The sequence below is a fragment of the Pseudomonas sp. 65/3-MNA-CIBAN-0223 genome (genome assembly GCF_040310425.1).
In the GTDB taxonomy this organism is placed as follows: Bacteria; Pseudomonadota; Gammaproteobacteria; order Pseudomonadales; family Pseudomonadaceae; genus Aquipseudomonas; species Aquipseudomonas gregormendelii.
Map to the genome: position 1 here is coordinate 1 of NZ_JBEOPV010000002.1, position 25,594 is coordinate 25,594.

23 protein-coding genes, 1 tRNA gene and 1 pseudogene are annotated in these 25,594 nt (G+C 59.8%); 18 read left to right on the forward strand and 7 right to left on the reverse strand.

The annotated features are described in order from the left end of the window. Positions 1 to 293: 293 nt before the first annotated feature. The gene (locus AAEZ09_RS01645) at positions 294 to 1,799 is read left to right on the forward strand and encodes a YdgA family protein (RefSeq protein ID WP_205894000.1); all 1,506 of its coding nucleotides are present in this window, start codon (positions 294 to 296) and stop codon (positions 1,797 to 1,799) included. 136 nt (positions 1,800 to 1,935) lie between these two features. Here the strand turns inward: AAEZ09_RS01645 and AAEZ09_RS01650 are convergent. Further along, positions 1,936 to 2,172: pseudogene (locus AAEZ09_RS01650) on the reverse strand (pyridine nucleotide-disulfide oxidoreductase); the annotation flags it as partial. 157 nt (positions 2,173 to 2,329) lie between these two features. Between AAEZ09_RS01650 and AAEZ09_RS01655 the strand changes: the two are divergent. From AAEZ09_RS01655 to AAEZ09_RS01675, 5 genes are all read left to right on the forward strand, one after another. After that, on the forward strand, positions 2,330 to 2,890 hold the full coding sequence (locus AAEZ09_RS01655) for a YbhB/YbcL family Raf kinase inhibitor-like protein (protein ID WP_045059483.1): 561 nt from the start codon (positions 2,330 to 2,332) through the stop codon (positions 2,888 to 2,890). Positions 2,891 to 2,975: 85 nt separating this feature from the next. Further along, positions 2,976 to 4,661 carry a vWA domain-containing protein gene (locus AAEZ09_RS01660; RefSeq protein WP_350597832.1) on the forward strand — a complete coding sequence of 562 codons (1,686 nt, stop codon included), beginning with the start codon at positions 2,976 to 2,978 and terminating at the stop codon, positions 4,659 to 4,661. Between the two features lies 1 nt (position 4,662). After that, positions 4,663 to 5,244: an RNA polymerase sigma factor gene (locus tag AAEZ09_RS01665; RefSeq protein WP_350597835.1), complete on the forward strand. Its 582-nt coding sequence runs from the start codon at positions 4,663 to 4,665 to the stop codon at positions 5,242 to 5,244. Further along, entirely contained in the window at positions 5,241 to 5,798 is a 558-nt protein-coding gene (locus AAEZ09_RS01670; RefSeq protein WP_350597837.1) for a hypothetical protein, read from the forward strand. Before AAEZ09_RS01665 ends, AAEZ09_RS01670 begins: the two co-directional genes overlap by 4 nt. An 11-nt stretch (positions 5,799 to 5,809) precedes the next feature. Beyond that, the gene (locus AAEZ09_RS01675) at positions 5,810 to 6,079 is read left to right on the forward strand and encodes a hypothetical protein (RefSeq protein ID WP_350597838.1); all 270 of its coding nucleotides are present in this window, start codon (positions 5,810 to 5,812) and stop codon (positions 6,077 to 6,079) included. A gap of 91 nt (positions 6,080 to 6,170) precedes the next feature. Here the strand turns inward: AAEZ09_RS01675 and AAEZ09_RS01680 are convergent. After that, positions 6,171 to 6,247, reverse strand: a tRNA-Arg gene (locus tag AAEZ09_RS01680). 348 nt (positions 6,248 to 6,595) lie between these two features. Here AAEZ09_RS01680 and gabD point away from each other — a divergent pair. The 3 genes from gabD (at position 6,596) to AAEZ09_RS01695 (ending at position 10,858) form a co-directional block, all read left to right on the forward strand. Continuing rightward, entirely contained in the window at positions 6,596 to 8,038 is a 1,443-nt protein-coding gene (gene gabD / locus AAEZ09_RS01685) for an NADP-dependent succinate-semialdehyde dehydrogenase (RefSeq protein ID WP_045059478.1), read from the forward strand. A gap of 185 nt (positions 8,039 to 8,223) precedes the next feature. Then, positions 8,224 to 9,501 carry a 4-aminobutyrate--2-oxoglutarate transaminase gene (gene gabT / locus AAEZ09_RS01690; RefSeq protein WP_045059477.1) on the forward strand — a complete coding sequence of 426 codons (1,278 nt, stop codon included), beginning with the start codon at positions 8,224 to 8,226 and terminating at the stop codon, positions 9,499 to 9,501. A 142-nt stretch (positions 9,502 to 9,643) separates the two neighbouring features. After that, positions 9,644 to 10,858 (forward strand): HDOD domain-containing protein, encoded by a 1,215-nt coding sequence (locus AAEZ09_RS01695; protein ID WP_350597841.1) that lies wholly within the window; start codon positions 9,644 to 9,646, stop codon positions 10,856 to 10,858. 120 nt (positions 10,859 to 10,978) lie between these two features. On the opposite strand, the gene AAEZ09_RS01700 is transcribed toward AAEZ09_RS01695, so the two are convergent. After that, complete coding sequence (locus tag AAEZ09_RS01700; RefSeq protein WP_350597842.1) at positions 10,979 to 11,968, reverse strand: GGDEF domain-containing protein; 990 nt, start codon at positions 11,966 to 11,968, stop codon at positions 10,979 to 10,981. A gap of 280 nt (positions 11,969 to 12,248) precedes the next feature. Then, on the reverse strand, positions 12,249 to 13,433 hold the full coding sequence (gene desA, locus AAEZ09_RS01705) for a delta-9 fatty acid desaturase DesA (protein ID WP_205893922.1): 1,185 nt from the start codon (positions 13,431 to 13,433) through the stop codon (positions 12,249 to 12,251). 145 nt (positions 13,434 to 13,578) lie between these two features. Between desA and dibA the strand changes: the two genes are divergently transcribed. From dibA to AAEZ09_RS01735, 6 genes are all read left to right on the forward strand, one after another. Beyond that, positions 13,579 to 15,498, forward strand: a complete 1,920-nt coding sequence (gene dibA, locus AAEZ09_RS01710; protein WP_045059473.1) for a phosphodiesterase DibA — start codon at positions 13,579 to 13,581, stop codon at positions 15,496 to 15,498. A 227-nt stretch (positions 15,499 to 15,725) separates the two neighbouring features. Then, on the forward strand, positions 15,726 to 15,908 hold the full coding sequence (gene oscA / locus AAEZ09_RS01715) for a sulfur starvation response protein OscA (RefSeq protein WP_007975618.1): 183 nt from the start codon (positions 15,726 to 15,728) through the stop codon (positions 15,906 to 15,908). A 99-nt stretch (positions 15,909 to 16,007) separates the two neighbouring features. Beyond that, positions 16,008 to 17,021: a sulfate ABC transporter substrate-binding protein gene (locus AAEZ09_RS01720; RefSeq protein ID WP_350597846.1), complete on the forward strand. Its 1,014-nt coding sequence runs from the start codon at positions 16,008 to 16,010 to the stop codon at positions 17,019 to 17,021. Between the two features lie 140 nt (positions 17,022 to 17,161). Continuing rightward, the gene (gene cysT / locus AAEZ09_RS01725; RefSeq protein ID WP_045059471.1) at positions 17,162 to 17,980 is read left to right on the forward strand and encodes a sulfate ABC transporter permease subunit CysT; all 819 of its coding nucleotides are present in this window, start codon (positions 17,162 to 17,164) and stop codon (positions 17,978 to 17,980) included. A gap of 12 nt (positions 17,981 to 17,992) precedes the next feature. Continuing rightward, positions 17,993 to 18,862 (forward strand): sulfate ABC transporter permease subunit CysW, encoded by an 870-nt coding sequence (gene cysW / locus AAEZ09_RS01730; protein ID WP_045059470.1) that lies wholly within the window; start codon positions 17,993 to 17,995, stop codon positions 18,860 to 18,862. 3 nt (positions 18,863 to 18,865) lie between these two features. Further along, a complete protein-coding gene (locus tag AAEZ09_RS01735; RefSeq protein ID WP_045059469.1) occupies positions 18,866 to 19,855 on the forward strand; it encodes a sulfate/molybdate ABC transporter ATP-binding protein in 990 nt (329 codons plus the stop codon). A 102-nt stretch (positions 19,856 to 19,957) separates the two neighbouring features. Here the strand turns inward: AAEZ09_RS01735 and AAEZ09_RS01740 are convergent, their stop codons facing one another. After that, positions 19,958 to 20,479, reverse strand: coding sequence for an Mpo1 family 2-hydroxy fatty acid dioxygenase (locus tag AAEZ09_RS01740; RefSeq protein WP_350597848.1), 522 nt, complete (start codon positions 20,477 to 20,479; stop codon positions 19,958 to 19,960). An 84-nt stretch (positions 20,480 to 20,563) separates the two neighbouring features. On the opposite strand from AAEZ09_RS01740, the gene AAEZ09_RS01745 reads away from it, so the two are divergent. After that, positions 20,564 to 21,253: a Crp/Fnr family transcriptional regulator gene (locus AAEZ09_RS01745; protein ID WP_045059467.1), complete on the forward strand. Its 690-nt coding sequence runs from the start codon at positions 20,564 to 20,566 to the stop codon at positions 21,251 to 21,253. Between the two features lie 54 nt (positions 21,254 to 21,307). Next, a complete protein-coding gene (locus AAEZ09_RS01750) occupies positions 21,308 to 21,673 on the forward strand; it encodes a response regulator (RefSeq protein WP_045059466.1) in 366 nt (121 codons plus the stop codon). Between the two features lie 2 nt (positions 21,674 to 21,675). On the opposite strand, the gene AAEZ09_RS01755 is transcribed toward AAEZ09_RS01750, so the two are convergent. Next, the gene (locus tag AAEZ09_RS01755) at positions 21,676 to 22,680 is read right to left on the reverse strand and encodes an AraC family transcriptional regulator (RefSeq protein WP_045059465.1); all 1,005 of its coding nucleotides are present in this window, start codon (positions 22,678 to 22,680) and stop codon (positions 21,676 to 21,678) included. 100 nt (positions 22,681 to 22,780) lie between these two features. Here AAEZ09_RS01755 and AAEZ09_RS01760 point away from each other — a divergent pair, with 100 nt between their 5' ends. Further along, positions 22,781 to 23,854: a fatty acid desaturase gene (locus tag AAEZ09_RS01760; RefSeq protein ID WP_045059464.1), complete on the forward strand. Its 1,074-nt coding sequence runs from the start codon at positions 22,781 to 22,783 to the stop codon at positions 23,852 to 23,854. A gap of 121 nt (positions 23,855 to 23,975) precedes the next feature. Here the strand turns inward: AAEZ09_RS01760 and AAEZ09_RS01765 are convergent, their stop codons facing one another. Continuing rightward, on the reverse strand, positions 23,976 to 25,586 hold the full coding sequence (locus AAEZ09_RS01765) for an arylsulfatase (protein WP_350597852.1): 1,611 nt from the start codon (positions 25,584 to 25,586) through the stop codon (positions 23,976 to 23,978). Positions 25,587 to 25,594 lie beyond the last annotated feature (8 nt).

Sequence of the window (25,594 nt, forward strand, 5' to 3'; positions counted from 1 at the left end):
CAGAAACACATCTTTGTATGTCAGCACCAACGAGCTTAGACCTCTCTCGCTGGGTGCTGGGTCAACATACAAGGAGCAAAGCTTGCTCGCGATAACGGTCCGTCAGCCACGCTGCAGGTGGATGAGCCGGAGTCATCGCGAGCAAGCTTTGCTCCTAAACCTTTAATCATTGGGCCACCCAGTGCGCCCGGTGCTAATCTCCATCGCACTTTCAGCTTAGTCGTGTCCGTAACCCGTCACGGGTTCAGGGAAGACGACACACCTTCAAACAACGGACATTGATCGGGTAATTCATGAATAAATCAGCAGGCGTGCTTCTGGGAATTGTCGTGGCAATCGGTGCAATCAGCGCAGGGGGTGCCTGGTACACCGGCACCAAGCTTGAAGGCGTGCTCAATACCTCGATCGCCGATGCCAACAAGGAGCTGCAAGCCGCGCTGGTAGGTTCCAACGGCACCGCGTCGCTGGAGCTGGTATCGCTGGAGCGCAACATATTCAGCAGCACCGCGCATTACCGCCTCAAGGGTGAAGGCGAGATGTTCGGTGAAGCCCCGGTGGAGTTACTGTTCGTCGACCACATCGAGCACGGCCCTCTGCCATTCTCCCGCCTCGTATCGCTGAAGTGGCTGCCAGTCATGGCCACCAGTCACTACGAACTGGAAAAAACCCCACTCACCGCCAAATGGTTCGCCGCTGCCAAGGACAAGTCCCCGCTCACCGGCGTGGTCAACATCGGCTACGACAAATCCACCAACGGTAACCTCCAGTTGCTGCCGCTGGACGTCGCCCTTGACGACAAGTCCCAGCTGAAGTTTTCCGGATTGAATGTCGACGTCGATGCCAGCGCCCAGGCGCAAAAGGTCAAGGCCAACGGTTACATGGACAGCCTGACCCTCACGACCGTGGCTGAGGACCTGACGCCGGTTAAAGTCGAACTCGGCGGCCTGACCTTCGCCAGCAACCTGACCAAGGGTACCTACGGGTATTACGTCGGCGAAAACACCGTCGAGCTGACCGACAACAAGACCACCTTCGGCGCCGGCCAGTCAGTATTAGGCCTGAAGAAGTTTGAAATGAAGAACCAGACCGAAGAATCGGGCACCAGCGCTTCAGGCCGTGCCGATTACAAGGTGGGCGAGGTGTCGCTGAACGGCAAGACCATCGGCTCCGCGCAGATGGCCATGAGCCTGAAGAACCTGGACATTCCGGCGACCATGTCGTTGATGCAGGTTTACCAGACCAAACTGCAACCTTACGAGAAGGCCGCGGCTGAAGCGGCAGCAGCAGGTCTGCCGGCGCCGGAGCTGGTGCTGACCCCTGCCGAAGAGGCCCAGGTAAAAACCGGCCTGGAAAAACTGCTGGCCGCCGGGCCGCAGGTTGCGCTGGAAAACCTCTCGCTGAAAACCGCCAACGGCGAAAGCAAGGCCAACCTGGTGCTCGACCTGACCAAGCCGAAATCGATGGACCTGCCGCCGGATCAGTTGACTCAGCAACTGATCGCCCTGCTGGACCTCAACGTGCAAGTGTCCAAGCCGATGCTGGTTGACCTGTTCAGCGTGCAGTCACAAATCGATGGCCAGACCGATGCCAAGCTGATCGCCGATCAGGCCATGGCTACTGCGGACATGTTCGGCAGCATGGCGGTGGGCAGCGAGTTTGCCAGACTCGATGGCAACAACATCGTCACCAAGCTGCACTACGCCAACAACTTGGTGGAGTTCAATGGCCAGAAGATGACCGTTGAAGAGTTTGTCGGCTTCATCATGAGCAAAATCAGTGCTCCGGTGCCCGTCGAGTAAGCTCCCCTTGAATGCCCGCGCTGGCGGATAAACCGCTGACCCTGTAGGAGCTGCCGAAGGCTGCGATCTTTTGATCCTTAAAGTCAAAAGATCGCAGCCTTCGGCAGCTCCTACGGGAAATTTTGCAGCCAAGAATTCATCGGGCATCGCGAATCAGTCGCCAGGCCTCATCCACGGACAACGGCTGTTTCATACGTTCTGCCAGCATCGCCATCGCCCACTCTTCATCGCGCGCAACTGCAGCGGAAACCACTCCGTTTTTACCAAACAGCCCAATAAACGGCGGAGGGTAGGGGTCGCCCTTGAACTCCACCTCGTCCCACGTTTCAGCGTGCCCGAGGTAGTCGTAGTTCTTGCCGAAATGCCAGGTCCAGACGCGTTGCAAGGCCATGATCGCTCTCAAGGCAGGCATTTCCATTAAGACGGGGCGGCCGATCGCGAGGTTCAGCCAAATCCCTCTGCCACGGCGCGAACGGTGCGGCTATAGTTCGCAAGCCGACGTTGGCCCCACCCGCACCAGGTGCTCCGCAATGACCCGATTGACCTCTTTGACCCCTTGGCTGGCGGCCCTTGCAGTTGCCTTCTGCGTACAACTGCCGGCCCAGGCCCATGAGCGTTTCACTGTTAACATTCCGGGCGTCTCCGATGACCGACTGTTCACTGCCGCGGCCGCCAGCGACGCCGAAGGCTGCGGCGGCCACAACGTTTCTCCGGCACTGAGCTGGAATGCCGGCCCGGCCGGTACCTTGAGCTACGCGATCGTGATGCATGACCCCGACGGGCAAAAAGGCCAGGGCGTCGATCATTGGCTGCATTACGGCATCAAGGCCTCTACCCATCAGATTGCCGAAGGTGCGGGCACCAAGCCCACGCTCGACGGAGTCGGTGGCCTGAACAGCAAGGGCACCAAGGCCTACGTCGGTCCTTGTCCGCCTGTCGGCGACAGCGCCCACCACTACATCATCCAGCTTTACGCCCTGGACCTCGCTCCCGACGCCTTGCCCGCCGGCCTGACGCGTACTCAGTTGCTGGAAAAGATCAAAGGGCATGTGCTGAAGAACAGCAGCGTGGTGCGCCGTTATCACCGCTGAATATTTTTTCCGGTGAGTTAACCCGAACCTGCCGGGCTGCCCGTCTCAAAGGATGAATGGATCATCTTCCTTGAGGTCAGCCCCCATGTCCCTCCCTCTGCATTTCCTCCGCCCGGCGGCCCATGGTTTCGCCGCGGGCCTGCTGCTGGCGATGGCCGGTTGCGGTGTCTCGTCCACGCCAGACTCCGCTTCGATTGCCTCAGCACCCGCGCAGGCTGAGTTGAAGACCGAAGCCTTGGTCATTGGCGATGCTTCCGCGGCCAAGCGCACTGTGCGAGCAGCGCCGCTGGCGACTTTTGCGCCAATGCCAGAAGCATCCCCAGCGGGCTACCAGGACCAGCAGCGCGAGCAGTATCAGGCGCTGGCCGATAACCCGATCCACAGCGTGGCTCAAACGCCGGTCTCAACCTTCAGTGCCGACGTCGATACGGGCGCCTACGCCAATGTCCGGCGCTTGCTCAACCAGGGGCGCCTGCCGCCCGAAGGAGCGGTGCGCCTGGAAGAAATGGTCAACTACTTTCCCTACGACTACGCCTTACCCACCGACGGCTCGCCCTTTGGCGTGACCACGGAGCTGGCGCCAACTCCCTGGAATGCGCACACCCGGTTGCTGCGCATCGGCATTAGGGCCTCGGACCACGCAGTGGCTGACCTGGCCCCGGCGAACCTGGTCTTCCTGGTCGACGTCTCCGGGTCGATGGACCGCCGCGAAGGCCTGCCGCTGGTCAAGAGCACGCTGAAACTGCTGGTCGATCAACTGCGCGATCAGGATCGCGTGTCACTGGTGATATACGCCGGTGAATCTCGTGTGGTGCTGGAGCCAACTTCCGGACGGGAAAAAGCGAAAATTCGAACAGCCATCGATCAGTTATCGGCGGGCGGCTCGACCGCTGGCGCATCAGGCATCGAACTGGCCTACCAGTTGGCAGGGCAGGCGTTCATTGCAAAAGGTATCAACCGCATCCTGCTGGCCACGGACGGCGACTTCAACGTCGGCATCAGCGACTTCGACAGCCTCAAGCAAATGGCGGCGGACAAGCGCAAGACCGGTATTTCCCTGACCACAATGGGTTTCGGAGTGGATAACTACAATGAACACCTGATGGAGCAACTGGCCGACGCGGGCGATGGCAACTACGCCTATATCGACAACCTGCGCGAGGCGCGCAAGGTCCTGGTGGACCAGCTCGGTTCAACCCTCGCGGTCGTCGCGAAAAACGTAAAGCTGCAAGTGGAATTTAATCCGGCCCAGGTCAGCGAGTACCGCCTGTTGGGCTATGAAAATCGCGCCTTGAAACGCGAAGATTTCAGCAACGACAAGGTCGACGCTGGCGAAATCGGCGCAGGCCATACGGTAACCGCCCTGTACGAAATTGTTCCAAAGGGGGAGAAGGGTTGGCTGGAGCCGCTGCGCTACAGCCAGGCCGCCAGCATTGATGCCACCATGACAACGGAAATGGCCATGCTGCGCGTGCGTTATCAGCTGCCGGAAGGTGGGAATAGTCGCTTGATTGAACGCCCGATCGTTGCAGGCCAAGCCGCAGCCGCCTCTGAAGATCTGCGCTTCGCCGCAGCCGTGGCAGCTTTTTCCCAGCAGCTGAAGGACGGGCGCTATACCGCCAGCTTCAGTCTGAAAGACACTGAGGCACTGGCCCGTGGCGCCCGGGGCGAAGACCGGTTTGGCCTGCGAGCGGAGTTCGTGCAGTTGGTCGAGCTGGCGCAAAGCCTGCAAACCACCGAACATCAGGCAATGATCCAAGAGACCCACTGACATGACTGCCCCGCCCCCAAGCTCGGCCACCAGCAGCGACGAATCTCTGCTGGCCCGCTACCGCTCAGGCGACAGCGTGGCGTTCGAGATCCTGTACGCCCGCCACCGCCAGGGACTGTACCGATTCCTTCTTGGCCTCAGCGGTAAAGCCGAGCTGGCCGAAGAGGTGTACCAGGACACCTGGCTGAGCCTGATCCGCAGCACCATCCAGCCACAAGGCCGGGCGAATTTTCGTACATGGTTGTACCAGATTGCCCGCAATCGACTGATCGACCACTGGCGCAAACACGGAATTCGTAACCCTTTGCACGACAGCTATGACGAACAGGTCCACGCCTTGCCTGATGACGCCGCCGACCCCGCGCAATTACTGAGCTTGAGCCGCGACACCCAGCGCCTGGAAACCGCCCTGCAAACCCTGCCGGCGGACCAGCGCGAAGTGTTCCTGCTGCGTGCCCACGGCGATCTCGACTTGCCACAGATCGCCACCCTCACTGAAACACCGCTGGAAACCGTCAAGAGTCGCTTGCGTTACGCCCAGCAAAAATTGCGTCGGCTGCTGGCCGAGGAGGTACTGACATGACTGACGCCCGTAAAGCACCTGAAGAGGAAGTGGTGAACCACTTTCGTGAACAGTCTACCGACGAGCCACCGGCACACCTGGATGCGTTCATCCTCGCCGCAGCGCATCGAGAAACCCCGGCACCCAAGGCAAGCCTCTGGCAGCGGTGGTCGCAAGCCTGCCAAAAGCCGCGCTGGCAAGTCGCATTCGCCAGCCTGGTCGGCGTAGCGCTGATGCTGGCGCTGGTACAACCCGGTCCCGAGCAGGAGCCCGTCTACGACTTCGCGCCAACCCCCAAAGCCTCCGCCCCGGCACCTGCAGCGCCGATGGCCGAACTCGCCGCGCCTGCGCAGCGTGAATCCATGCGTGCGCAAATGGCCGACGAAGCCAAAGTCAGCAAACGCATGGCGGCGCCGGCAAAGAGCCTGGATGAGCAGTTGCTTGAGGTGGTACGCCTGCAGGAAACCGGTCAGAAATCAGCGGCGGACAAGTTGTTAGAGTCGCTGAAACAACGTTTCCCCAACGAAAACCTCGACGACCGGCTCAAGGAACTGCAGAAAAACCAGCACCGATAACCGTCCGCCATTTGGCAACCAGCCCCGAAAGCGCGCACTATCGGGCCATAGCCGATGCGTTGGAGGAAGCCATGGCGAAAAAAATCGACCGCATCGCCCAAATGCTTAACTGCCCGGTGAAGGGAGAGGAACTAAGGCGGGCAGTGACCGAGAGCCGCAAGGAATTCCTGTTGGCTCAGGAGAAGGAGCAGGCCTTGGAGGAGGATGACCTTGATGATGGGGTGTTCGAGGATGAGGAGGGGGATGATGAATATGATGAGTTTGATTGGACTACGGAGTGAGGGAGCTGCGGAGTAAACCTGATTCAGGTCGAGACACCACCCACAAAAAAAGCCCCACACCTTAAGGCCTGGGGCTTTTTCGTTTCTACTATGGTGCACCAGGCGGGATTCGAACCCACGACCACTGCCTTCGGAGGGCAGTACTCTATCCAGCTGAGCTACTGGTGCAAGCGGGCGCCATGATACTCATAAGCGCTGCGGGCGTCCATGCTGCTGAATCGCCTGTGTTTTTTGGCCGCCGAGCGGGCGGTTGTCACGTTGATCAGAAAAAATGGGCAAAAGAGCGGTTTTCGTTCTTTTTTTCGAACAGGCTATTGTCCTTTACCCCCTTTGATCCTAGGATTCGTTTGAGATTTCAAACGCTCTTGTCTGGGTGCTGAACCGCGCGAGTCCAATCCGTGCGCTATTTATGTGCTTCAGCCCGGTGAATGATTTCCCTGACGGCAGCCTATAAGGCGCCTTTCTACAATCATAATTTGCTCCGCGCCCGGCGCGGTGCTGTTAAGGAAAGCCGACATGCAGCTTAAAGACACCCAGTTGTTCCGCCAGCAAGCCTTCATCGATGGCGCTTGGGTCGATGCGGACAATGGTCAGACGATCAAGGTCAACAACCCGGCAACGGGCGAAATTCTGGGCACCGTGCCGAAAATGGGCGCTGCCGAAACCCGCCGGGCAATCGAAGCCGCAGACAAGGCGCTGCCGGCTTGGCGTGCACTGACCGCCAAGGACCGTGCGAACAAGCTGCGTCGCTGGTTCGAACTGATCATCGAAAACCAGGACGACCTGGCTCGCCTGATGACCCTGGAACAGGGCAAGCCATTGGCCGAAGCCAAGGGCGAAATCGTCTACGCCGCTTCCTTCATCGAGTGGTTCGCCGAAGAAGCCAAGCGCGTCTACGGTGACGTGATTCCGGGCCACCAGCCAGATAAGCGCCTGATCGTGATCAAGCAGCCCATCGGCGTGACCGCGGCAATTACCCCGTGGAACTTCCCGGCCGCGATGATCACCCGTAAAGCCGGCCCGGCCCTGGCCGCCGGTTGCACCATGGTGCTCAAGCCTGCTTCGCAGACTCCGTTCTCGGCGTTCGCCCTGGCTGAGCTGGCCCAGCGTGCCGGCATTCCTGCTGGCGTGTTCAGCGTTGTTTCCGGCAGCGCCGGCGACATCGGCAGCGAGCTGACCAGCAACCCGATCGTGCGTAAGTTGTCCTTCACCGGCTCGACTGAAATCGGTCGCCAGTTGATGGCTGAATGCGCCAAGGACATCAAGAAAGTGTCCCTTGAGCTGGGTGGCAACGCGCCGTTCATCGTGTTCGACGACGCGGACCTGGATAAGGCCGTCGAAGGCGCGATCATTTCCAAGTACCGCAACAACGGCCAGACCTGCGTCTGCGCCAACCGCCTGTACATTCAGGATTCGGTCTACGATGCGTTCGCTGAAAAACTGAAAGTGGCTGTGGCCAAACTCAAGATCGGCAACGGTCTGGAAGACGGCACCACCACTGGCCCGCTGATCGATGAAAAAGCCGTGGCCAAGGTCAAGGAACACATTGCCGACGCGGTGGCCAAAGGCGCCACCGTGCTGTCGGGTGGCAAATCCATCGAAGGCAACTTCTTCGAGCCGACCATCCTGACCAACGTGCCGAACAACGCAGCCGTGGCCAAGGAAGAAACCTTCGGCCCGTTGGCGCCGCTGTTCCGCTTCAAAGACGAAGCCGAAGTGATCGCGATGTCCAACGACACCGAGTTCGGCCTGGCGTCGTACTTCTATGCCCGTGACCTGGGCCGTGTATTCCGTGTGGCTGAAGCCCTGGAATACGGTATGGTCGGCGTCAACACCGGGTTGATCTCCAACGAAGTCGCGCCGTTTGGTGGCATCAAGGCGTCGGGCCTGGGCCGTGAAGGCTCCAAGTACGGCATCGAAGATTACCTGGAAATCAAATACCTCTGCCTGGGCATCTAAGCGCGGCAGACGGGAATGCAATAAGCGGAAAGGGCACGAGAGCGCTGACCCTTTCTGCGTTTCAACCGGAATTTTCTCTGTGGCCGGGAAAGCTATGGCAGTCGATCATCGCATGCTGCCGTAGTTGCCTCCCCGCCGCATTTTCCTTGAACCACGCCGCCCGATGAGCGGCGAATGAGGACTTTATGAGCAAGACTAACGCTTCTTTGATGAAACGCCGCGAAGCCGCTGTACCACGCGGTGTTGGCCAGATTCACCCGATCTTCGCCGAGTCCGCGAAGAACGCTACCGTTACCGACGTTGAAGGTCGCGAGTTCATCGACTTCGCCGGCGGTATCGCAGTACTGAACACCGGTCACGTGCACCCGAAAATCATCGCCGCCGTGACCGCGCAGCTGAACAAGCTGACCCACACCTGCTTCCAGGTCCTGGCCTACGAACCGTACGTAGAGCTGTGCGAAAAAATCAACGCCAAGGTGCCTGGTGATTTCGCCAAGAAAACCCTGCTGGTGACCACCGGTTCCGAAGCCGTAGAGAACGCCGTGAAAATCGCCCGCGCCGCCACTGGCCGTGCCGGCGTGATCGCGTTCACTGGCGCTTACCACGGTCGCACCATGATGACCCTGGGCCTGACCGGTAAAGTCGTGCCTTACTCGGCCGGCATGGGCCTGATGCCAGGCGGCATCTTCCGCGCGCTGTACCCTAATGAACTGCACGGCGTGAGCGTCGACGACTCGATCGCCAGCATCGAACGCATTTTCAAGAACGACGCCGAGCCGCGTGACATCGCTGCGATCATCATCGAGCCGGTTCAGGGTGAGGGCGGTTTCTACGTCGCGCCTAAAGAGTTCATGAAGCGTCTGCGCGCCCTGTGCGACCAGCACGGCATCCTGCTGATCGCTGACGAAGTGCAGACTGGCGCTGGCCGGACCGGCACGTTCTTCGCCATGGAACAGATGGGCGTGTCTGCCGACCTGACCACCTTCGCCAAGTCCATCGCTGGCGGCTTCCCGCTGGCGGGTGTGTGCGGTAAGGCTGAATACATGGACGCCATTGCTCCAGGCGGCCTGGGCGGTACCTACGCCGGTAGCCCGATCGCGTGCGCTGCTGCGCTGGCAGTGATGGAAGTGTTCGAAGAAGAGCACCTGCTGGATCGCTGCAAGGCAGTCGGCGAGCGTCTGGTCACTGGCCTGAAAGCCATTCAGTCCAAGTATCCAGTGATTGGTGAAGTACGTGCCCTTGGCGCGATGATCGCGGTCGAGCTGTTCGTAGACGGTGACAGCCACAAGCCAAACGCACCGGCAGTCGCCGCCGTTGTGGCCAAGGCTCGCGACAAAGGCCTGATCCTGCTGTCGTGCGGCACCTACGGCAACGTTCTGCGCGTACTGGTACCCCTGACTTCGCCGGATGAACAACTGGACCAAGGTCTGGCAATCATCGAAGAGTGCTTCTCGGAGCTTTGATCTACAGTGCTCGTATGAAAGTGTGAGCTGATCGACAAAAAAACCCGCCTAGGCGGGTTTTTTTTGTACGTGAAACCCGCAGCGCTGTTTCCTGTGGCCTGCATTGAATATGGTGCATGCATTGAGAGGGGAGCCTGTTTGCATGAGAGCTGTTGAGTTACCCGCTGTACCTCGAGTGCTGATTGCCGAGGCGGATCCGTGGTCGCGGGATTTGCTCCAGCAAGTACTGCTGAACGTGCGCTGCGATGCTCGCATCGATCTCTGTGCCGATGGCCAGGACGCGTTGTCGCGACTCGCGGAAAACGCCTACGACCTGGTGATCGTCGACTGGGAGTTGCCTGGTGTGGATGGCTTGAATGTGTTGCGCAGCGTTCGCCAGCGCAAGCGCAATCCGCCGTTGCCGTTCATTCTGATGAGCCGCCGCAATGACAGCGCCAGCGTGCGCGAAGCCTTACCGTTGGCACCTACGGCTTACCTGACCAAGCCGTTGAACATGGAAAACCTGACCCAGCGATTGCAGGATCTGCTGCTTGATGCCGGGCAGGAAGTTTTTTGTGAAGTGCCGGCCCTGGCGGCGGGCATGACCTTGGCGGTGTATCTGGAGCGCCGGCGGACTCTGGCTGACGGTGCACCACTGATGACCGATGCGGAGGTAGCGGTCAAACGCAGCCTCAACCCCGGCGGGCTTGACCTGACCGTCCTCGAAGAGGGAACGCGTACCGATCCGCAGATTACCGCCGTGCTGATCGCTGCCGCCAACAGCGCCGCCCAACACCGCGGCGCTGCCGTGCAAACCCTGGCCCAGGCCCTGCATCGCCTGGGCTGCGGGCAGAGCATGAACCTGATTCTGGGGCTGACCCTCAAGCGCACCGCGCGGCTCAGCGACCCGTACCTGGCTGACTACGCCGAGCGTTATTGGGACCTGTCGCTGCATACCGCCGAATACGCGCGGACCCTGGCCCGTCTTCTCGACCTGGACCAGGAGCGCTGTTATTGCGCGGGCATGCTGCATCGGCTGGGTGACCTGGCCTTGCTGCGTTGTTTGCAGGAATGGAAGCAGGCCGGCGGCGAGCTGGACGAGTTGGCTGAGGTCGACGAAGCGCTGAGTGGATTTGCGGCCGCTTACGGTTCGGCGCTGCGCACCCGCTGGCGCCTGCCGCTGGAGCTGCGAGAGCTGATCGCGGCGGTCTATCAGCTCGGTGGCGGGGTTTATTCCCGCGAAGCGCTGGTGATGAACATGGCGGCTCAACTGGCGGGCCTGGGCGAGGATGAGGGGCTTGAGGCGCTGGCCAAGGGGCGCACGGCGAGGTTGCTGCAGATCGGCCTGCCGGAGTTGGTGCGGTTGCGCAAAAAATAGCCACCCCCGCCCCGCAGGAGCTGCCGAAGGCTGCGATCTTCTGATCTTCTGATCTTTGGTTAGCCCCAAATCAAAAGATCGCAGCCTCGTTTCTCTCGGCAGCTCCTACAGGGGGGCGAATCAGCCGGGGATGATCCGGTTCTTGCCCTGTCGCTTGGCTTCATACATCGCGGCATCCGCCCGGGAGAACAGGCTGTCGACACTTTCATCCTCAGGCAAGAGGCTGGTCAGGCCCTGGCTGATGGTGATGGTGAAAGTCCGGCTGTCGTGGCTGAAACTCAGTTGTTGAATTTCCCGTTGCAGGCGCTCGGCCACCTGCATGGCCACCCCGGGCTCACAGCCTGGAAACACTGCCGCAAACTCCTCTCCGCCGATGCGCCCGAACACGTCACCACGACGCAATGCGGCGCGACCGCACTCAGCGATGCGTTGCAACACGTTATCGCCTTCCTGGTGGCCATAGGTGTCGTTCACGGTCTTGAAATCATCGATATCCAGCATCAGGAACGACAGCGGGGTGCCCTGGGTTCGCGCCCGCTCGAACTCGTGGTTGGCGCATTCAAAAAAATGCCGGCGGTTGCTGCTTTCGGTCAATTCGTCGGTAGTGGCCAGGCGTTGCAGTTCGGTTTCGAGGTGCTTTTTTTCGGTGATGTCTTCAGCAATGCCGACGATGATCAAAGGCTGGCCCGGCTCGCCCTGGCGGTTGATAAAGCACTTGTCGCTCAGCCAGCGTACCTGGCCGTCGGCGGTAACGATTCGATACTCACGGTCTTCGACCGAGCCTTTGTCCAGCACGGAGGCCAGGCTGCGCTCGGCTTCTTCCAGGTCATCCGGGTAAACGCTGTCGCGCCACTGGTTGTAGTCGGCCAGCAACGGGTCGGTGGGGCGCCCAAAAATTCGTTCGTAGGCCGGGCTGACATAGAGCACCTCGCGGGTTTCCCAGTTGAATGCCCACAGCACCGCATTGACGCTCACCAGCAGCGAGCTCAACAGCTGTTCGCGTTCACTCAAGCGCGCGACCTCGCCTCGGGCCTGCATCAGCGCCATCAGGGTCTGGGCGGTCTCTGGCCATTGCGGCGGGGAAGAATCCTGCGGGTTTTTATCGACCATCGACACTAATCTCAAAGAGCGTGCCGCGAGTTCGGCAGCGGCTGCAACGAAGACCGCCAGGGTGGCGAAGTGCTTTTGAGATAGGGGATTTGAAACTAAGTTCCCGGGGCAGGGAGAGCAGGGGGATGCACCCGCCGGGCGGTAAGCTAAGGGTTTTATCGCGTGCAGCGGTTGTTCAGGGGGCGTTTGCTGCGCAAAAAGCGAGCGGGAGCAAGCATACTCGCCACAGGAGCGCGCCTTGCTGTCGCGGAGCACCTCGGGCGAGGTGCTCTGCGTGGGGTCAGGCGTTGGCGGGGCGCAAGGAGTAGGTTTTCAGCTGGTCGGCGAAGTCACGCAGGGACTGAATCCCGCTGGCTTCGGCCTCGTGAATCCATTCCTTGATGGCTGCCAGCATGTCGTGACCATTGGAACTGGTCTTGACCCAGATCTGCTGCAAAGCCAGGCGCTTCTCGTAAATGACTTTCAGGGCCTGACTGTGCTCGAGCATGGTCTGGATCCGCACATGGTGCTTGTCATCCAGCAGGCTGGTTTCACGCGACAACAGACGCTTGGCCCGGTGAAACTGGTGGCGAACGGAGTGATCGACCTTTTCCAGCTCTTGCTTGACCAGGGGCGCGATGACCAATTTGCGGTACTGGGCCATGATCTGGAAACGATTGTTGAGGATCGCCATGGCGGTATCCATGTCCAGGTTGCCTTTGCCTTCAACCCGATGGGCAATTGGCGCGACGCGCTGAACCTTGGCCAGGCGCAGGAAGCTGAAAACCTGGATCCAGGCCCAGCCGAGGTCGAACTCCCATTTCTTCACCGACAGTTTTGCCGAGTTGGGGTAGGTGTGGTGGTTGTTGTGCAGTTCTTCGCCGCCAATCAGGATGCCCCACGGCACCAGGTTGGTGGCCGCATCGCGGCATTCGAAGTTGCGATAACCGATGGCATGGCCCAGGCCGTTGACCACGCCGGCCGCCCACACAGGGATCCACATCATCTGGATGGCCCAGATGGTGATGCCGATGGTGCCGAACAGCAACACGTCGATGACACCCATGATTGCCACGCCCAGTAGCGGAAAGCGGCTATACAGGTTACGTTCGATCCAGTCTTCCGGGCAGTTCTTGCCATAGATGCGCAGGGTCTCCGGATTTTCCGCTTCGGCGCGATACAGCTCCGCACCTTTGCGCAAAACGGTGGACAGGCCCTTGACGACGGGGCTGTGCGGGTCATCGACGGTTTCGCATTTGGCGTGATGCTTGCGGTGGATAGCGGTCCACTCACGGGTGTTCTGCGCCGTGGTCAACCACAGCCAGAAGCGGAAGAAATGTTTCAGGCCGGCATTGAGCTCAAGGGAGCGATGGGCTGAATAGCGATGCAGATAGACAGTGACGCCGATGATTGTGATGTGGGTCATCAGCAGGGTGACTGCCACCAGTGACCAAGGCGACAAGCCAAGAAAACCTTCGTACCACATAGGCTGTAGGGCCCTCGATAAAGAAAAAAACAGCCCTCGCATTATCACCAAGCGCACAGATAAAACCAGTCACCCTTTCAGATAAGAGTGGCTGGATGTTTCTTTACCCTATAATTCCAATCATTTGAGGGACATGGACGACCGAATGTCTGCCACCTATCGCGACGCCCTGCGTGCAGCGCTGCTGTATCTGCTGCTTTCCGTCCTCTGGGTTTCGCTCAGCGGTTTTGCATTAAACAGTTTCTTCGATGATTCGGCCGAAGCGTTGCATTGGCAAACGATCAACGGCTACATCTGGCTGATTCTAAGCGCGGGCATTATTTTCATTGCCCGCACGCGTTTGTTCCGCTGCCTTGGGATCGGTGCGCAGTTGCGTGAGCGTTCTGCGGATAGAGAGCGGCTGCGTCAGGCGGCGGCCGTGTTCGATTGCACCCGCGAAGGCGTGCTGGTCACAAATGACAAAGGATTGATCGTTCACGTCAACCGGGCGTTTATGCAGATCACCGGCTATCAGCGCGAAGAAGTGATGGGCCAGCAACCGAGCCTGTTCAAATCCGGTCGCCATCCGGCGAGCTTCTACCAGGCCATGTTCAAGACGCTCAACAGTGTTGGCGAGTGGAGCGGTGAAATCTGGAATCGGCGCAAAAGCGGGGAAATCTACCCGCAGTGGCAGACGATCCGTATCGTTCGCGACGATGATGGACGGGTCAGCCAATACGTGGCGGTATTTTCCGACATCAGTGCAATCAAGAACTCCGAGAATGAGCTGACCCATCTCGCCCATCACGACCCATTGACCGACTTGCCCAATCGCCTGCTGTTCACCGACCGCGCCGAACAGGCCGTGGCATCGGCACAGGTGCACAAGCGTGGCTGCGCCCTGCTGGTGATAGACCTGGATCACTTCAAGATGATCAACGACAGCCTCGGTCACACCGTGGGCGATCAGATGCTCAAGGCCGTGGCCGAGCGGCTGCTGGCGATGTTCGGGCCAGGCATTACCCTGGCCCGCCTCGGGGGCGATGAATTTGCAGTCCTGGCGGAAGGTTGCCCGCAACTGGTCCATGCGGCGGCGCTGGCCCAGCGGATCATTGACGGCTTCAAGGAAGCCTTCGTGATCGACGGCAATCAGCTGTTCATCAACGCCAGCGTGGGCATCAGCCTGTTTCCCAGCGACGCCCTGAGTGCCGCGCAGTTGCTGCGTAATGCGGACGCGGCCTTGTTCAAGGCGAAAAATGCAGGCCGCGACAGCTATGCGCTTTATACCGAAGAACTGACGGCCCAGGCCCAGCAGCGGGTCGAGACCGCGTTCGAATTACGCAGGGCGCTGGAGCAGGATGAGCTGCGGGTGTATTACCAGCCGGTCCACGACCTGAAGACCAGTCGCCTGATCGGCGTCGAGGCGCTGGTGCGCTGGGAGCACCCTCTGCGGGGTTTGGTCTCGCCTGCCGAGTTCATTCCCATCGCCGAGCGTACCGGCCTGATCGCCGAAATCGATGCCTGGGTCATGCAGCAGGCGTGTCAGCAAATGTGCCAATGGCAGCAGTCCGGCGTTGTGTTGTCGTTTGTTGCTGTGAATGTGTCTGCGCGGCTGTTTGCCCGTCGTGAGCTGTACCAGCAGGTGGCGCAGGTGCTACGCGACACAGGGCTCAACCCGGCGTTTCTGGAGCTGGAGGTGACCGAGAGCGCGGTAATGGATGACCCGGAAGTGGCGCTGGAGCAGATGCATCGCTTGCGTGAGCTGGGCGTGCGCCTGGCGATCGATGATTTTGGCACCGGCTATTCATCCTTGCTGCGGCTCAAGCGCTTGCCAGTACAGAAACTCAAGATCGACCAGGGTTTCGTTGCCGGGCTGCCGTGGGACGACGACGACGTGGCGATCGTGCGGGTCATTATCGCGTTGGCCAAGAGCATGGGCATGCAGGTGCACGCCGAAGGGATCGAGCAGGTCGAGCAGGCCAGTTTCCTGCTCGAGCACGACTGCGATCTTGGCCAGGGCTACTGGTTCGCGCGACCGATGCCTGCTGCGCAGCTCGATTGGGCGCGGGCGCCGCTTATCGGTTAGACCTTCATGTGGTCCCCTTGAAAGATTGCGCAGCATCAATCGCAGCCTCGTTTCACTCGACAGCTCCTACGGGGCGGAGGATGGGCGGTGTTCGCCATGAGCACTTCTGGTTATATAAACATTCTTAAATAGTCTTTTTAAGAATATCTGCACCTATCTACTATTGGTCTCACGCCGCAAGCAGTGCCGCCACTGCCAGGCAACCTCTCAGTCGAAGGAGCAGCACCATGAGCGCATCCCTACGTAGCGTTGACGGCCAGGACGAAGCAACCATCCTGCGCGAGATCCAGAGCGCACTGCGCGACCTGCGGTTCGGGGCAGTGGAAATCACTGTGCACAACGCTCAGGTCGTCCAGATCGAACGCAAGGAAAAATTCCGTCTGCAGCAGCCGGGCAACAAGCCGGGCTGATCAACGATCACGCACTTGGCCGAACGATCTTTGAGCCGTACCGCGATTCCATAAAATCAAAAAAAAGCCAACACAATCAGAATTCCAGGAGCTTTCACCATGTCGTCGATTCGTCATTTCGCTTTGGCCGCCCTGGCCAGTGCCCTTTTTGCTGGTTCCGCGGTTGCCAAGGACTACGAGCTTCTTAACGTGTCGTACGACCCGACTCGCGAGCTGTATCAGGAATACAACGCAGAATTCGTCGAATTCTGGCAGAAAGACCACGCCGGCGATTCGGTGAAAATCCAGCAGTCCCACGGTGGCTCGGGCAAGCAGGGCCGTGCGGTCATCGACGGCCTGCGTGCCGACGTGGTGACCCTGGCACTGGCCGGCGACATCGATGAAATTGCCAAGCTCGGCAAGACCCTGCCAGCCGACTGGCAGAAGCGTCTGCCGGAGGCGAGCACCCCTTACACTTCGACCATCGTGTTCCTGGTGCGCAAGGGCAACCCGAAAGGCATCAAGGACTGGGGCGACCTGGTTAAAAATGATGTGTCGGTGATCACCCCGAACCCGAAGACCTCCGGCGGCGCACGCTGGAACTTCCTCGCGGCCTGGGCTTATGGCCTCAAAGCCAACGGCGGTGACGAAACCAAGGCCAAGGAATATGTGCAGACGCTGTTCAAGCACGTTCCTGTGCTGGACACCGGCGCTCGCGGTTCGACCATCACTTTCGTCAACAACGGTCAGGGCGACGTGTTGCTGGCTTGGGAAAACGAAGCGTTCCTGGCTCTGAAGGAAGATGGCGGCGCGGACAAATTCGAGATCGTCGTGCCTTCGCTGTCGATCCTGGCCGAACCTCCAGTGGCTGTAGTCGACAAGAACGCCGAGAAAAAGGGCAACCAGCAGATCGCCGAAGCCTATCTCAAGCACCTTTACAGCCCGGCCGGCCAGGAAATTGCAGCGAAGAATTTCTACCGCCCACGTGACAAGGAAGTCGCCGCCAAGTATGCCCAGCAGTTCCCGAAACTGGAGCTGGTGACCATCGACAAAGACTTCGGCGGCTGGAAAACTGCCCAACCGAAATTCTTTAATGATGGCGGGGTGTTCGACCAGATCTATCAGGCGCAGTAATCTCACTCGAAACGAGCCCCAACATGTGGGAGCGAGCTGGCTCGCGAAGGCGGTATTTCAGTGACAGGGATGTCGACTGATTCTTCCTCTTCGCGAGCAAGCCCGCTCCCACATTGATGCGTTTTTAACCAAGGACTTTTATGTCGCGTCGTATCTCCCCCGTCATACCCGGCTTCGGGCTGACGCTGGGCTACACCTTGGTGTACCTCAGCCTGATTGTGCTCATTCCACTGGCAGCGATGTTCGTGCACGCCTCTCAACTCACCTGGGATCAGTTCTGGGCAATCATCTCCGCGCCTCGAGTGCTGGCGGCGTTGAAGCTGAGCTTCGGCACTGCGCTCTATGCCGCGATCATCAACGGCATCATCGGCACGCTGCTCGCCTGGGTGCTGGTGCGCTATACCTTCCCGGGGCGCAAGATCATCGATGCGATGATCGACTTGCCCTTCGCCTTGCCGACCGCCGTAGCCGGCATCGCGCTGACTGCCCTCTACGCGCCTAATGGCTGGGTTGGCCAGCTGGCGGCGGATTTGGGCTTCAAGATCGCCTACACCCCCCTGGGTATCACCCTCGCGCTGACATTCGTTACGCTTCCATTCGTGGTACGTACGGTACAGCCGGTATTGGCCGATATCCCTCGTGAAGTCGAAGAAGCGGCGGCGTGCCTGGGTGCCAAACCCCTGCAGGTGTTTCGCCATATCCTGGTGCCAGCGCTGTTGCCAGCCTGGCTGACCGGCTTTGCCCTGGCCTTTGCCCGTGGAGTTGGCGAATACGGCTCGGTGATTTTCATCGCCGGCAACATGCCGATGAAAACTGAAATCCTGCCGCTGCTGATCATGGTCAAGCTAGACCAGTACGATTACACCGGCGCCACGTCCATCGGTGTGTTGATGCTGGTGGTTTCCTTCGTCCTGTTGCTGCTGATCAACCTGCTGCAACGCCGTATCGAAACCCCATAAGGAGGCGCACACATGTCCCAATCGTCTATTGCTGCTGCTTCCTCGAACGCTGCCCGTCGTGGCAGTGCCAGTTCCCGTCGGGTGCTGATCGGCCTCGGCTGGCTGGTGTTCGCCCTGTTCCTGTTGCTGCCGCTGATCATCGTGGTCTCCCAGGGTTTGAAAATGGGTATCGGTGCATTCTTCACCGCGATCTTCGAGCCTGATGCGCTCTCCGCGCTGAAGCTCACCCTGATTGCCGTATTGATCTCCGTGCCCCTGAATGTCGTGTTTGGTGTCAGCGCCGCGTGGTGCGTGAGCAAGTACTCATTCCGTGGCAAGAGCATGCTGGTGACCCTGATCGACCTGCCTTTCTCGGTTTCGCCAGTGATCGCCGGCCTGGTCTACGTGCTGATGTTCGGCGCCCAAGGCCTGTTCGGGCCGTGGCTGCAGGATCATGACATCCAGATCGTCTTCGCCTTGCCGGGCATCGTGCTGGCGACGATCTTCGTCACCGTGCCATTCGTGGCGCGGGAACTGATCCCGCTGATGCAGGAACAGGGCACCCAGGAAGAAGAAGCCGCCAGGCTGCTGGGGGCCAATGGTTGGCAGATGTTCTGGCACGTCACCGTGCCCAACATCAAGTGGGGCCTGATCTACGGCGTGGTGCTGTGTACCGCACGGGCCATGGGTGAGTTCGGTGCGGTGTCGGTGGTCTCCGGGCACATTCGCGGGGTGACCAACACCTTGCCGTTGCACGTCGAGATCCTCTACAACGAATACAACCACGTGGCCGCGTTCGCGGTAGCGAGCCTGTTGCTGATCATGGCGCTCTTCATCCTGCTGCTGAAGCAGTGGAGCGAAAATCGTATTAACCGCCTGCGCGCCAGCGCCGCGGAGGAATAATTCATGTCGATCGAAGTGCGTAACGTCAGCAAGAATTTCAACGCGTTCAAGGCGCTGGACAACATCAGCCTGGACATTCAGAGCGGTGAGCTCGTGGCGCTACTCGGCCCCTCGGGTTGCGGCAAGACTACGTTGCTGCGGATCATCGCCGGCCTGGAGACGCCGGATCAGGGCAATATCGTGTTCCACGGTGAAGACGTTTCCGGCCACGACGTGCGTGATCGTAACGTCGGCTTCGTGTTCCAGCATTACGCGCTGTTCCGCCACATGACGGTGTTCGACAACGTCGCGTTCGGCCTGCGTATGAAGCCGAAAAACCAGCGCCCGAGCGAAAGCCAGATCGCGGTCAAGGTTCACGAATTGCTCAACATGGTGCAGCTGGACTGGCTCTCGGATCGTTATCCGGAACAGCTTTCCGGTGGTCAGCGCCAGCGTATTGCCCTGGCCCGCGCCCTGGCGGTAGAGCCTAAAGTCCTGCTGCTCGACGAACCGTTCGGCGCCCTCGATGCCAAGGTCCGCAAGGAACTGCGGCGGTGGTTGGCGCGCCTGCACGAAGATATCAACCTGACATCGGTGTTCGTGACCCACGACCAGGAAGAGGCCATGGAAGTCGCCGACCGCATCGTGGTGATGAACAAGGGCGTGATCGAACAGATCGGCTCACCGGGTGACGTCTACGAGAACCCGGCCAGCGATTTCGTCTACCACTTCCTGGGGGATTCGAACCGGTTGCACCTGGGCGAAGACAATCACGTGCTGTTCCGTCCTCACGAAGTGTCGCTGTCGCGTCATGAGCTGGAGGATCACCATGCGGCCGAAGTGCGCGATATCCGCCCACTAGGTGCGACGACCCGGGTGACGCTGAAAGTCGAAGGCCAGAGCGAGCTGATCGAAGCGGAAGTGGTCAAGGACCACGACAGCCTGACCGGGTTGGCGAAGGGGGAGACGCTGTTCTTCAAGCCGAAGGTCTGGCAGAAACTCGCCAACATCTAAAAGCATCGCGGGCAAGCCCGCTCCCACAGGGTTTGAGGCTGGTCACAAGTTTTGTGTTCAACACCCATCCACTGTGGGAGCGGGCTTGCTCGCGAAAGCGATCTACGCCGCCGCGTTTTTCTGACGCAGACGCACACCCCCCGCACGCGTCTCGATCTGCTCTTTCAGGTCATGTCGCAGCCCCAGCAAAAATGCCAACTCCGCCACCACAAACAGCGGCCCGACAATCAACCCCGTCACGTCATCGACAAAGGCCGGTTTGCGTCCTTCATAGTGATGCCCCACGAACTGGATCGCCCAACCCACCACAAACATGCCGATGCCGCTGGCCAGCCATACCGGGGTGCTTTGCTGGGCCAACACATGACCGGCCCAGACGCACAAACCCAGGAGTACCGTCATCAGTAGCCCGAGACGCAGTTCCAGGCGCAGGTAAAACCAAGCCGACGCCAGCGACACCAGCACCGCCGGCGAAAGCCAGCCTCCAGCCCATTGCGGGCGGGACAGCAACACCGCTACCGCGACCACAATCAGCGGAATTCCGATGAAATGACTGGCGATGTTTCTCGGGTCGCGGTGATAAGCGGCATATTGACTGAGGTGGTCAACCAGGCTTTTTTTCATTGTTATTCCTCCTGTAGGGTGAGTGATCATCCACCGGTTGGATGTTTTGCTCTGTCAGCCAGGCGACAATCTTGAGGAGTTTTCATGGACATGCAGGTCTGGCGTGCGCGCTTGATGAACGGTCAGTGGTTCAGTCATCTGCCTGCTCCTCTACAGGATAGTCTGCTGGCAGCGGCCCGGCTGCGACGCTTGTCTGCGGGGCAGCGATTGTTCAAACGTGGTGACCCGCCATGCGGGCTGTACGCGGTGCTCGAGGGTGCCGTGCGCATCGGCGCAGTTAACGAGCAGGGCAAGGAAGCGCTGTTGAGTCTGGTAGAGCCGCCGCACTGGTTCGGTGAAATCTGCCTGTTCGATGGGCAGGCGCGCACCCATGACGCTTTTGGCCTGGGCCAGTGCACCCTGCTGCATATCCCGCAGACAGCGCTGTTGGCGATGCTCGATGAGCAGCCACTGCATTGGCGGCAACTGGCATTGCTGATGAGCCAGAAACTGCGCCTGACTTTTATCAATCTCGAACAGCTGAGCCTGCTGCCAGCCCCGGCACGCCTGGCGCACCGCTTGCTGATGATCGCCGACAGCTATGGCGAAATCGATCCGCCACGTCGTGTGCTGCACCTGCCACAGGAGCAATTGGCGTCGATGCTGTCACTCTCGCGCCAGACGACCAACCAGTTGCTCAAGGAGCTGGAAGGACAGGGCGTCGTCAGCTTGAGGTACGGCGAGATAGAAATTACCGATGCCGAGCGGCTGCGGGCATTGGCGGTCATCTTTTAGTGGGTTTTGTCCCCGAACGCGCATAGCCTGTAGCGACGACAAATGAGGTGTGCCATGCGTGTGTTGTTAGTAGAAGACGAGCCGGAGACCGCCAAACTCCTGGCCAACGGCCTGGGTGAAGCGGGCTATACGGTCGATGTAGCGCTGAACGGGATGGATGGCCGACGTTTCATCGAGTCCGGCGCGTACGAGATGATCATCCTCGACGTCATGCTGCCGGGCCTCAACGGCTGGCAGCTGCAGCAACAGATCCGCAAACTCGGCGACACGCCGGTGTTATTCCTCACCACCAGGGACGGCATCGAAGACCGCCTGCGAGGGCTGGAACTGCACGAAGAAGACTACTTGCTCAAGCCTTTCAAGGTGAGTGACCTGGTGGCGCGGGTGCGCAAATTGTTGCGCCGGGATCGTGGGCGTTAACATCACCGCAATCCATCGCGAAACTGCCCCGGTGTCATCCCGGTCCAGCGCTTGAAGGCGCGGCTGAAGCTGCTGGTGTCGGCAAACCCCAGCAGGTAGCTGATCTCGCTCAATGAGCATTGCGGGTCCCGCAGGTGCAACAACGCCAGGTTCTCGCGGCTTTCGTTGAGCAACGTGTCAAACCGGCAACCTTCATCTGCCAGGTGCCGCTGCAGGCTGCGCAAACTCAAGTGCAGCGTGTGGGCGATGTGTTCTGCGCTGGGCTCGCCTTCGGGCAGTTGTTCTTCTATGGCGTCGCGGACCTTGCGTTCCCAGGTCAGCGGCTTGAGTTGCGCCAGGGTGCGCTTGAGCACGGTTTCGTTGTGCTCGGCCAGCTCCGGGTTGGCGTCGTCCAGATGACTTTCAAAGTCCACCAGGGAAAACTCCAGGCGGTCCTCGTCGGCGGCGAAGTGCACCGGTGAGCGGAAAACCTTGTGCCATTGGTGCGCATCAGCCGGTTCCGGACGCCGCAGGTACACCGCCATCGGCGCGTATTCGCGGCCCAGCCGGTTACGGCAGGTACGCACATAAATCGCAGTGAAGGCATCAATGGCTTCATAGGCCGGCGCCGGGCTGCCCGGCGGGACTTTCAGGCGGAAGCGATAACGATCCTCGCAACGGGTCAATTCGAGTTCAAGGGCATCGCTGACCACTTGGTGATAGCGCACGATGCGTTCGAAGACTTCGCGCAAGCTACCGCTGGCCACCAGCGCGTACCCGAGTGCGTGAAAGGTGGTCGGGCTGACAAAGCGTGAAACCCGCAGGCCGATCGCCGGGTCCCCACTGACCTGCACGGCAAGCTCCCACAGCCGCGTGGTGCCGGACAACGGATAACGGGCGTTAGGGTCGTCCATCCACAGCGGGTCGAGCCCCGCCTGGTGACACAGGGCGGTGCTGTCGAGGCCCAATGCGTCCAGTTGCTTGCGCAGGGCACGGGTCCAACTGGCGAGGGAGGTCGGTTCAGTCATGCTGATTGGCGCTTCCGGTCAACAGGTTGGCGTTCACGGCTACCGCCTTGCGAGGGTTCGCAAGGCAGGATGCGAACATCAATAACCAGAGGATGGAAGCATGGACCGTACTTCTGCAAGTCCCCAACGACTGAATGCATCCCAACGATCAGCGCATATTCGCGAAGTGGTGTTGGCCAAGGGCGTTGAATTGCGTCAGCGCTACCCCCTTCTCAATCATCAAGACGCCTTGGGCGCGGGGATTCTGGCCTTTGCGCTGGCTGGGATGATCGGTTCTGCAGCGCTGTACATCAACGGTCATATGGCCTGGTGGGTGTGCCTGCTGCTCAACGCATTTTTCGCTTCACTGACCCACGAACTGGAACACGATCTGATCCACAGCATGTATTTTCGCAAGAAGCGCATCCCGCACAACCTGATGATGGCTCTGGTGTGGCTGGCGCGGCCGAGCACGATCAACCCATGGATCCGTCGCCACCTGCACCTCAATCACCACAAGGTGTCCGGCACGGAAACCGATATGGAAGAGCGTGCCATCACCAACGGCGAGCCTTGGGGTTTCGCGCGATTCCTGATGATCGGCGACAACATCATGTCGGCGTTCATTCGCATGCTGCGGGCCAAAACCTGGGCGCATAAATTCAGCATCATCAAGCGCACGCTGAAAGTGTATGCGCCGCTGGCGTTGGTGCACTGGGGCGCCTGGTACGTGTTTCTCGGGTTTCATGCAGCCAACGGCGTCGCCCATCTGATGGGCGCACCCATTGAATGGTCGGCCACCACGTTGTCAGTGATGCAGGTGATCGATATTGCCGTGGTGGTGATCATCGGCCCGAATGTGCTGCGTACTTTTTGCCTGCACTTCGTCAGCTCTAACATGCACTACTACGGCGATGTGGACCCGGGCAATGTGATGCAGCAGACCCAGGTACTGAATCCCTGGTGGATGTGGCCGATGCAGGCGTTCTGCTTCAACTTCGGCAGCAGTCACGGGGTTCATCATTTTGTGGTGAAGGAGCCTTTCTACATTCGCCAGATGACGGTGCCGGTGGCGCATAAGGTCATGCGCGAAATGGGGGTGCGGTTCAATGATTTCGGGACGTTCAAACGGGCTAACCGGTTTGTGCGCAAGGAAGAAGTTCAGGGGCAAACCGTGGAGGGTCTACGGGTCTGAAGCCCTCATCGCTGGCAAGCCAGCTCCCACAGTGAATCGGTGGTCAACACACAATCGGTGAACGATCGAGATCCACTGTGGGAGCTGGCTTGCCAGCGATAGCGGTGCGTCAGGCAACAAATCAGTCCGGCTGGAAAGGCGACTCACTCAATATCACCCCGGTCTCATCGACATATTTCTGCCAATGCTCGATCAGGGCGTTCAGTTTCTCTGGCTGAAGCAACGCCAAATCATGAATTTCCCCCGGATCACTGCCCAAATCATACAGCTGCCAGGTCGCCGGCCCGACTGGCCCCGGAATGTAAACCGCTTTCCACTGCCCCTGCCGAATAGCCCGGCGCCCGAACAACTCCCATCCCGTCACCGTGTGCTCGTCGTGCACCTGCGCGGTCTCGCCCGACAGAAATCCCAGCCACGATTTGCCGCGAACCTCTGCCACTGACTTGCCACGCCAGCGCTTGCCGGGATGGCGAACGCCAGCCAGGTCGAGAATGGTCGGCGTGATGTCCATCACCGTGCCAAACCCATGACTGATCTGGCCCTTGAGTGGCAGTTGCGGATAGTGCACCAGCGCCGGCACTCGAATTCCCCCTTCAGTGGTGAAGGCCTTGAACAGCCGCGAGGGTGCAGTGGCTGTCTGCGCCCAATTCGGCCCGTACCAGACGTAGGAGTTGGCACGGCCGATATTGTCCAGGCTGTTGTCGTAATGCTGATTCAAATAAGTCAGCAACTCCGGACCGAATTTTGGAAACGCTTCCAGCAACGCGCCTTCGGCACCGTTATCGGACATGAACAGGATGAACGTATTGTCCAGCTGCCCTTGCTGGCGCAGGTAGTCGACGACGCGTCCGATGTTCCAGTCCATGCGCTCGACCATCGCCGCGTAGACCTCCATGGCCCGTGCGGAGATCTGTCGTTGCTCATCGCTCAATGCATCCCATTGCGCGCTCAGCTCAATCAACGGATGGGGCTCGACATCCGGCTCAATCAACCCCAGGGCCTTGAGTTTTTCCAGACGTTCCAGGCGCAGTACTTCAGGACCTGCGTCATAGCGGCCGCGGTACTTCTCGACCACATCGACCGGTGCCTGCAGCGGCCAGTGCGGCGCGGAAAAAGGCAGGTAAGCAAAGAATGGCCGGGTCTGGTCACGTTCCTTGAGGTACTGCAGAAGCTTGTCGCCGAAGGCATCGGAGGAATAGAAATCCTTCGGCAATTGGTCGATGAACGTGTCGTCCTCGATGTACAACGCCGGGGTGGATTTCAGCAGGCCAGGGGTTTGCTCGTCGTAGGTCGGTTCAAAGCCATAATGGTTGGCGGCGCCGGGCAGCAGCGAAAACGAGCGCTCGAAACCCCGTGCGTGCGGCGCCAGCTCTGCGGTCAGGCCCAAGTGCCATTTGCCGCTCATCAAGGTCTGGTAACCCGCCTCGCGCAGCAGCTCGGGCAGCGCCACGACTCGATCATTCAGATAGCCTTCGTAGCCCGGTTTGCCGATCAGGTCCGGGGTCAGCGCCTCGGCCATGGTGCCAATGCCAGCGATGTGATGGTCGGTGCCGGTCAGCAACATCGAACGGGTCGGCGAACAGGTGGGGGCGGTATGAAAGTCGGTCAGGCGCAGGCCGTTGTTGGCCAGGGCGTCGAGGTTCGGCGTCGCGATCTCGCCGCCGAAGGCACCGATGTCAGAGAAGCCCAGGTCATCGGCCAGGATCACTAGAAAATTGGGACGTTGCGGCATCGAAAATC

Coding starts and splice junctions, on each gene's coding strand:
- AAEZ09_RS01645 (WP_205894000.1), top strand. CDS start 294: ATGAATAAATCAGCAGGCGTGCTTCTGGGAATTGTCGTGGCAATCGGT.
- AAEZ09_RS01655 (WP_045059483.1), top strand. CDS start 2,330: ATGACCCGATTGACCTCTTTGACCCCTTGGCTGGCGGCCCTTGCAGTT.
- AAEZ09_RS01660 (WP_350597832.1), top strand. CDS start 2,976: ATGTCCCTCCCTCTGCATTTCCTCCGCCCGGCGGCCCATGGTTTCGCC.
- AAEZ09_RS01665 (WP_350597835.1), top strand. CDS start 4,663: ATGACTGCCCCGCCCCCAAGCTCGGCCACCAGCAGCGACGAATCTCTG.
- AAEZ09_RS01670 (WP_350597837.1), top strand. CDS start 5,241: ATGACTGACGCCCGTAAAGCACCTGAAGAGGAAGTGGTGAACCACTTT.
- gabD (WP_045059478.1), top strand. CDS start 6,596: ATGCAGCTTAAAGACACCCAGTTGTTCCGCCAGCAAGCCTTCATCGAT.
- gabT (WP_045059477.1), top strand. CDS start 8,224: ATGAGCAAGACTAACGCTTCTTTGATGAAACGCCGCGAAGCCGCTGTA.
- AAEZ09_RS01695 (WP_350597841.1), top strand. CDS start 9,644: ATGAGAGCTGTTGAGTTACCCGCTGTACCTCGAGTGCTGATTGCCGAG.
- AAEZ09_RS01700 (WP_350597842.1), bottom strand. CDS start 11,968: ATGGTCGATAAAAACCCGCAGGATTCTTCCCCGCCGCAATGGCCAGAG.
- desA (WP_205893922.1), bottom strand. CDS start 13,433: ATGTGGTACGAAGGTTTTCTTGGCTTGTCGCCTTGGTCACTGGTGGCA.
- dibA (WP_045059473.1), top strand. CDS start 13,579: ATGTCTGCCACCTATCGCGACGCCCTGCGTGCAGCGCTGCTGTATCTG.
- oscA (WP_007975618.1), top strand. CDS start 15,726: ATGAGCGCATCCCTACGTAGCGTTGACGGCCAGGACGAAGCAACCATC.
- AAEZ09_RS01720 (WP_350597846.1), top strand. CDS start 16,008: ATGTCGTCGATTCGTCATTTCGCTTTGGCCGCCCTGGCCAGTGCCCTT.
- cysT (WP_045059471.1), top strand. CDS start 17,162: ATGTCGCGTCGTATCTCCCCCGTCATACCCGGCTTCGGGCTGACGCTG.
- cysW (WP_045059470.1), top strand. CDS start 17,993: ATGTCCCAATCGTCTATTGCTGCTGCTTCCTCGAACGCTGCCCGTCGT.
- AAEZ09_RS01735 (WP_045059469.1), top strand. CDS start 18,866: ATGTCGATCGAAGTGCGTAACGTCAGCAAGAATTTCAACGCGTTCAAG.
- AAEZ09_RS01740 (WP_350597848.1), bottom strand. CDS start 20,479: ATGAAAAAAAGCCTGGTTGACCACCTCAGTCAATATGCCGCTTATCAC.
- AAEZ09_RS01745 (WP_045059467.1), top strand. CDS start 20,564: ATGGACATGCAGGTCTGGCGTGCGCGCTTGATGAACGGTCAGTGGTTC.
- AAEZ09_RS01750 (WP_045059466.1), top strand. CDS start 21,308: ATGCGTGTGTTGTTAGTAGAAGACGAGCCGGAGACCGCCAAACTCCTG.
- AAEZ09_RS01755 (WP_045059465.1), bottom strand. CDS start 22,680: ATGACTGAACCGACCTCCCTCGCCAGTTGGACCCGTGCCCTGCGCAAG.
- AAEZ09_RS01760 (WP_045059464.1), top strand. CDS start 22,781: ATGGACCGTACTTCTGCAAGTCCCCAACGACTGAATGCATCCCAACGA.
- AAEZ09_RS01765 (WP_350597852.1), bottom strand. CDS start 25,586: ATGCCGCAACGTCCCAATTTTCTAGTGATCCTGGCCGATGACCTGGGC.